Annotated in this window: 5 protein-coding genes; 4 read left to right on the top strand and 1 reads right to left on the bottom strand. The window is 41.6% G+C overall.

Going from position 1 to position 6267, the window contains the following annotated elements; genetic code table 11:
* The first annotated feature begins 54 nt into the window (after positions 1–54).
* Positions 55–843, top strand: a complete 789-nt coding sequence (locus Q0017_RS09540) for an rRNA large subunit pseudouridine synthase E (protein ID WP_298145926.1) — start codon at positions 55–57, stop codon at positions 841–843.
* Between the two features lie 155 nt (positions 844–998).
* Here Q0017_RS09540 and Q0017_RS09535 read toward each other — a convergent pair whose 3' ends face one another.
* A complete protein-coding gene (locus Q0017_RS09535) occupies positions 999–2702 on the bottom strand; it encodes a M61 family peptidase (protein WP_298145923.1) in 1704 nt (567 codons plus the stop codon).
* 188 nt (positions 2703–2890) lie between these two features.
* Here Q0017_RS09535 and Q0017_RS09530 point away from each other — a divergent pair, with 188 nt between their 5' ends.
* From Q0017_RS09530 to Q0017_RS09520, 3 genes are all read left to right on the top strand, one after another.
* Complete coding sequence (locus tag Q0017_RS09530; RefSeq protein ID WP_298145932.1) at positions 2891–4177, top strand: D-alanyl-D-alanine carboxypeptidase family protein; 1287 nt, start codon at positions 2891–2893, stop codon at positions 4175–4177.
* Between the two features lie 105 nt (positions 4178–4282).
* The gene (locus Q0017_RS09525; RefSeq protein ID WP_298145920.1) at positions 4283–5584 is read left to right on the top strand and encodes an NAD(P)/FAD-dependent oxidoreductase; all 1302 of its coding nucleotides are present in this window, start codon (positions 4283–4285) and stop codon (positions 5582–5584) included.
* A 136-nt stretch (positions 5585–5720) separates the two neighbouring features.
* A complete protein-coding gene (locus Q0017_RS09520) occupies positions 5721–6203 on the top strand; it encodes a peptidylprolyl isomerase (RefSeq protein ID WP_298145917.1) in 483 nt (160 codons plus the stop codon).
* Positions 6204–6267 lie beyond the last annotated feature (64 nt).

The raw sequence follows: 6267 nt of genomic DNA, 5'->3' as shown, positions 1-6267 counted from the left end.
ACGGGTAATAAGCAAAAGCCGTAAAACTTTTCATATATTTATCAGTGTGTTAATGTGAAAATTGTAATTCTTAATAAGCCTTATGACGTCCTCTCCCAATTCCGTAAAGATGAAGCACACATGACCATGTCTGACTTTGTCGATGACCCTGATTTACGTCTTGCCGGTCGTTTGGATATGGACTCAGAAGGTTTAGTATTTTTAACCGACCATGGTGGTTTAAATCAATACATCACCAACCCTGCCAACAAAAAGTTTAAAACTTACCTTGTACAAGTGGATGGTGACATCACCGAAGAAGCACTTGAACAATTACGTCAAGGTGTTGAACTCAAAGATGGTATGACCTTGCCAGCCAAAGCCATTAAAGTTGAACAACCAGAGTGGTTATGGGATCGTGATCCGCCGGTACGCTACCGTGCTTCTGTTCCAACTTCTTGGGTAGAAATTTCTATTTGTGAAGGTCGTAATCGTCAAGTGCGCCGTATGACTTCGGCGGTAGGTTTTCCAACATTACGTTTAATTCGTACTAAAATTGGTGCAATTGATTTAGTGCAATTGGGTTTACAGCCGGGTGAAACCAAAGAAATCGAACCTTTGTTATATCCTGATTTCCAAAATTTACCAGCAGATGAACCTTACCGTTCACGTTCTTATGTGAAAAAGCCGGGCGGTACCGGTGGTAAGCCAATGGTACGCAAAAATAAAGATGGCTCAGTCAAGAAAAAAGGCACCAAACGTATTTGGCAAATGGACGAAAGCGAAAAGCCAAAACGTCGTACCAATGGTACAACGCGTCCAAACACCAAAGCACCACGCGGTCGTGGCCGTGGTCGCGGTTAATTCAATCGTGTAAAAACAGCCTGCCCTTCCGGTGGGCTTTTTTAGGTGCGTATTAACTCAGTTTTTAAGTTAATTTAGCTCAGCTACAAGATTCATCCTGCACAAAAAACCCATGTCGAAACATGGGTTTTAATTTAAAACTGCCTAAACTGCACTTATGCTTTAAGCCATTGTTCAGCTTTGGCTTGATCTGCTACTTTTAATTCAACCGAAGCTAAGCCCGTTTCTGCCGCTGTCACTTCAAACTGCATCAACTCATCACGGCGGAATGCTAGCACGCTAAATGTACCCTGTTGCTTGGCATAACTTGCTAAGAGTTTTTCAGATGCCTTTAAGCCATCAATCGCAATAATCACATCATGGGCAGAAAGACCCGCTTTTGCCCCTGCACCATCACGGTGTGCTTGTTGTATCACCACCCCTTCAGGTTTTTCACTCAGTTTTAAACCAAACGGCAAAGACTTATCATCCTGAGTTTGGAAGCTAATACCAAATTCAGGCAACAATTGATCCAATGGTAATTCATCAGTGGTATTGACCAAGTGATTGATCTGCTCAATCCAACTATCGCCTGTGAGTTCTTTACATAGCTCATAAATGGTACGTTGATTGACTTGAATGCCCTTTTGCGCATTTTCGTACAATTTACGCATTAAGGCATCTAGGCTAGAACCACGTAAACGCAGACCTAAATCTAGACACAACGCCACTAAACAGCCTTTGTTGTAGTAACTTGTACCTGCATTATTCGAGTTTTCATCTTGACGATAAAATTTTACCCATGCATCAAAACTTGATTCGGCCACGGTTTGAATGAGGCGTCCCGGATTTTGTAAATAACGCTCAATTTGACCCTTTAATAGTTTTAAATAGGCATCTTGATTGATTACGCCACTACGTAATAACAATAGGTCGTCGTAGTACGAGGTAAAGCCCTCAAAAATCCATAATAAAGAGGTATAACCTTCTTGATTTAAATCATAGTCCACAAAATTTTCAGGACGAATAAATTTCACCAACCAAGAATGGAAATATTCGTGACTGCATAAACCTAAGAAACGCTGATAGTCTTCTGATGGCTGCTCAGGCTCATTGGCTTTTGGAAAATCCTGACGTGGGGTGATTAAACTGGTGCTATTAGGATGCTCTAAACCACCATAACTATTGCCTGTTGCCATCGTCATAAAGGTATAGTCTTTAAATGGCGCCGAAGCAAACATCTGAATCTGGGTTGCACAAATTTTAGTGATGTCTTGCTGCATGCGTTCAACATTCATGGCATGTTTGCCAGACACCACAAATTCATGTGCAATGCCTTGTGCTTCAAAGCTAAAGCGCGTTTGCTCAGCTAATTCAAACGGCGAATCAATGAGTTGTGCGTAGTTGTCGGCTTCTAAAGTAAAACGCCCTTTGACCAAACTGCGAGATGTTAAACCCGTGGCCAGTTGGAAATGTTTTAATTCAGGTGGTAAAAATATTTCAACTTCAATTGCTTTGTGTTCTTGACCCTCTAAGGCTAAACAAGCACAGGCTGGGTTAATATATAAACGTGTTTGGTCTACATAAGCACCACGTACCGACAAATCATAGGCATACACGTCATATTCAACCGTGATCAGCTCATAGTCGGTGTTAAATAAGCGCCATTTATTTTTTTCAAATTTCTCAATTTCAAGCAAACGCCCTTCTTCGTCATAGGCACGTACGCTTTCTAAATGTTTGGCAAATTCACGAATGAGATAACTGCCCGGAATCCATGTGGGTAAAGATAAGATTTGTGTCGGCTCTGCAACAAAACGCAAAGTCACATGGGCAAGATGCTGACGATAATCGTCAAATTCGATTTGATAATGCAACATAATGGGCAACACAAACATTCAATAGATAACTTAACAAGAAGCTTAACATTTTTTTGCCAAGCAATGCATAGCGCTTGCATTTGTTGGCTTTTTGACTAGCCATCTGCTAGAAAAAGGCATAGCATGCGCAGACTTTTTTTCAATTTTTTTGTCCATGGATTGGCAAATAAGGAACTGCCTTGAACGCTGTGTTTTACCTGTTGGCAAGCTGTGTGCTGCTATGCTCCACCACAAGTTTTGCAAATCTACTGAACATCAATCCTGAATCGGTTGAAGCCGAAGCGTGGACCATTTTAGATTCACAATCAGGACAAGTGATTGCCGAGCACAATAGTCATGTACAACGTGCCCCTGCTTCACTGACCAAAATGATGGTGGCGTATATTGCCTTAAAAGACATTCAAAGCGGAAAGTTACAACGCCATGAATTGCTCACTGTGAGTCCTGTGGTCAATCAGGTCATGTCAGATGAATCACAAATGCGCCTTAAAGTCGGTGAACAGGTGAGTATAGATACTTTATTGGCAGGCTTAGTTGTCATGTCTGCCAATGATGCCGCTTTACTTTTAGCTGAACGTATCTCAGGCAATGTCGCAAATTTTTTACAGCGTATGAATGCTGAAGCCAAAGCCTTGGGCATGCACAATAGTCATTTTAGTAACCCACCCGGGATTACCATGCCGGATCATTATTCAACGGCTGCTGACTTTGCACTGCTGGGTCAAGCCTTGGTCAATGAAACACCCTCTTATTTGTACTATTCAAAACTGCCCGATTTTCGCTATCAGGGTCTATATCATGCTGCCACCAATGTCTTACTGAAAACCGACCCAACTGTAGATGGTTTAAAAACCGGTTTTACCAAAGCTGCAGGTTACAACTTAGCACTCACTGCACAGCGCAATACAGCTCGTTTAGATGCACCACAACGCCGTTTAATTGTGGTGGTATTGGGCACAACCAGTATACAAAAACGTGCTGAAGTGGCACATAAATTAATGAATTTGGCTTATACCTACACGCAAAATGAACGTATTGTACAAAAAGGCCAACATTTAGCTAATCTGCCTGTAAGTCAATCCAAGTACACATGGTTTGAGGTTAAAGCATTGCAATCTGAGGTGGTCACTACATCATTGTATGCCCTTGATACACCCATTGATCTTAAAGCCTATCAATCTGATCAAGCGCGCCTAAAAGTGCTCAATGACCAAGGGCAAATGACGCTACTTGAGCCTTTAACCAATACTCAAACTCGGCTTGAAGCGAGCTTAATACCACAGACCTTAGCTGCGCCTTTAAATCAAAGCATGCCACTGCTTGACATCAAGGTATATCAAAACAAGCAATTGCTACGACATATTCAAGTTGAAAATCATGTCCAACTTGAACAGCACAATGTGTTTCAGCAATTTATGGCATGGTGTCATGACCTATGGCATGGCATACAGCGTAAAGCCAATATCAAGCTCTAATTTGCCGCACTTTTTTTGTAACTTGTATAACAATTTTGCGCCGATTTACTATTAAGAGATGGCATAGTCATGGCATCTCTTTTTTATAATAACAATGGGTGCACCATGACACTACTTCATAAAATTGTCATTATTGGCGGTGGCGCAGGCGGTTTAGAATTAGCCACGCAATTGGGCAATAGCTTAGGCCGTAGCAACAAAGCAGAGATTACTTTAGTCGATCAAAAGCTCACTCATGTTTGGAAACCTTTGTTACACGAAATTGCCTCGGGTCGACTCAATCCGCATCAAGAAGAAACCAATTATTTTGCCCATGCTGCCAAACATGCCTATCAGTTTGTTTTAGGTCGTTTTGTGGGTATCGACCGACAACATAAACGGGTTGAAATTCAGCATCAGCATTGGCTCAAAAAAGCAGTCAATAGCCCAATTTCTAGCGCCTCGAGTATTGCTTTAGAATATGACACCTTAATTTTAGCGCTTGGCTCTACCTGCAATGACTTTGGAACAGAAGGCGTCAAACAGCATTGCCACTTTTTAGACAATGTTGAGCAAGCCCAACAATTCCAACAAGATTTGTTGCATGTTTATTTAGAGGCACAGCATTTACCTAAAGCGCGCGCTTTAAATATTGCCATCATTGGCGCAGGTGCCACAGGAATTGAATTGGCGGCCGAGTTGATTCATGCCAAAGACAACTTTTTTCAATATGGCTTAAACAAAATTGACCCAAGCAAAGTCAATATTCGAGTGATTGAAGCGGCTGATCGTATTTTACCGGCTTTGTCGGAGAAAACCTCAGAACACACCCAACAGCAGCTTGAAGATTTAGGCGTGGAAGTATTAACCGATCACCGTGTATCTAAAGTCGATGCCGAACGAATTTACTTTGCTAATGGTGCAAATTTTGAGGCAGAAATTAAAGTTTGGGCAGCGGGCATTAAAGCGCCTGAAGTGTTTAACAATTTAACCGAATTTGAAAAAGACCGTCTCAACCGTTTACATGTATTTGCCACCTTACAGACCACCATTGATCCTGATATTTTTGCCTTTGGCGATTGCGCACATTGCCAACCCGATGCCAAAGCGCCGGCTTTAGCGCCGCGTGCCCAAGTGGCAAGTCAACAAGCCAACTTTTTACTGCGTGCAATGAAAGCGCGTGTGGCACAACAACCCTTACCGATGTTTAGATTTTCTGAAAAAGGGGCGTTGGTGTCGTTAAGTGAACATAGTGCCGTGGGTGAATTATTGGGCAAAGTTAATATTCATGGGGTATTGGCAAAATCTATGTATGTGTCGTTGTATCGGGTACATCAAGCCAACATTCATGGCTATACCCATGCCGGTTTACTGACCGCCAAAGACCTGATGACAAAAAATATAGGTCCAAAGATAAAATTGCATTGAAATATAATTTTTCGCCCACACTAATAAAAAAACAGCATTAGATCGGTAAAAATGCGAATTTTAACGAAATCACTTCGATAAATTTATTTTTCCCTTTATGATGTATCTTTAAAAATTTATTGAATGGATCAAGAGCATGACTGCAATTGCAAATAACCACGTGGTATCTTTCCACTACACATTGACTAACGCTGAGGGTGAAGTTCTTGATAAATCTCAAGGCGAGCCACTTGTATACTTGCAAGGTGCAGGCAACATCATTCCTGGTTTAGAAAATGCTTTACTTGGTAAAACTGTAGGCGACAAATTCACTGTAACTGTACCTGCTGCTGAAGGTTACGGCGAATACAACCCTGAACTTGTACAAGAAGTTCCTGCAAAAATGTTCCAAGGTGTAGATAACATCCAAGCGGGCATGCAGTTCCAAGCACAAACTGATGATGGCGTGCAAATTGTAACTGTTAAAGCAGTTGAAGGCGAAAACGTAATCGTTGATGCAAACTTCCCACTTGCTGGTCAAGACTTAACATTTGATGTTGAAATCGTAGAAATCCGTGATGCTTCTGAAGAAGAATTAGATCACGGTCACGTACACGGTGCAGGTGGTCATCACCACTAAGATCTTCTGATCTTAAAAAGGCAAAGTATTTTACTTTGCCTTTTTTTATGGCTTAGCTTTTAAT

Source organism: uncultured Acinetobacter sp. (assembly GCF_947624825.1).
Lineage (GTDB): Bacteria > Pseudomonadota > Gammaproteobacteria > Pseudomonadales > Moraxellaceae > Acinetobacter.
Note: the sequence above shows the minus strand (reverse complement) of the source record. Positions and strands in the feature narration are given on the sequence as shown.